An 842-nucleotide genomic window follows, 5' to 3' on the forward strand; every position below is an offset into this window, starting at 1 on the left:
ATGATGACATCCCAGGAGTACATCGAGAGCCTGCGGAAGCTGAAGACGCGGGTGTACATGTTCGGGGAGCAGATCGAGAACTGGGTGGATCACCCGATGATCCGTCCTTCGATCAACTGCGTGGCCATGACCTATGCGCTGGCCCAGAACCCGGAGTATGAGGATCTGATGACCGCCACCTCCAGCCTGACCGGGCGGAAGATCAACCGGTTCACCCACCTGCACCAGTCCACGGATGACCTGATCAAGAAGGTGAAGATGCAGCGGCTTCTGGGCCAGAAGACGGCCAGCTGCTTCCAGCGGTGCGTGGGCATGGACAGCTTCAACGCGGTGTTCTCCACCACGTATGAGGTGGACGAGGCCCACGGTACCCACTACCACGAGAACTTCAAGAAGTTCCTGACCATGGTGCAGGACAACGACCTGACGGTGGACGGCGCGATGACCGACCCGAAGGGCGACCGTTCCAAGGCGCCCCACGCCCAGGAGGATCCGGACATGTACGTGCATGTGGTGGAGCGGCGTGCGGACGGCATCGTGGTGTGCGGTGCCAAGTGCCACCAGACGGGTTCCATCAACTCCCACTGGCACATCTTCATGCCGACCATCTCCATGGGTCCGGATGATAAGGACTGGGCGGTCTCCTTTGCGTGCCCCACCGACGCGGAGGGCATGTACATGATCTACGGGCGTCAGTCCTGTGACACCCGGAAGATGGAGGAGAACGCGGACATCGACCTGGGCAACAAGGCCTTCGGCGGCCAGGAGGCCCTGGTGGTTCTGGACCATGTGTTCATCCCCAACGAGTATATCTTCCTGAACGGCGAGTACGAGTTTGCCGG

At 60.8% G+C, this 842-nt stretch carries 1 protein-coding gene; it reads left to right on the forward strand.

Translation table 11 applies throughout. The annotated features are described in order from the left end of the window. Positions 1-842, forward strand: an 842-nt coding sequence (locus GPK94_RS05825; protein ID WP_276571504.1) for a 4-hydroxyphenylacetate 3-hydroxylase N-terminal domain-containing protein, incomplete at both ends; no start/stop codon positions are given.

This window comes from Pseudoflavonifractor sp. MCC625 (assembly GCF_018784545.1).
GTDB classification, from domain to species: Bacteria; Bacillota; Clostridia; order Oscillospirales; family Oscillospiraceae; genus Pseudoflavonifractor_A; species Pseudoflavonifractor_A gallinarum.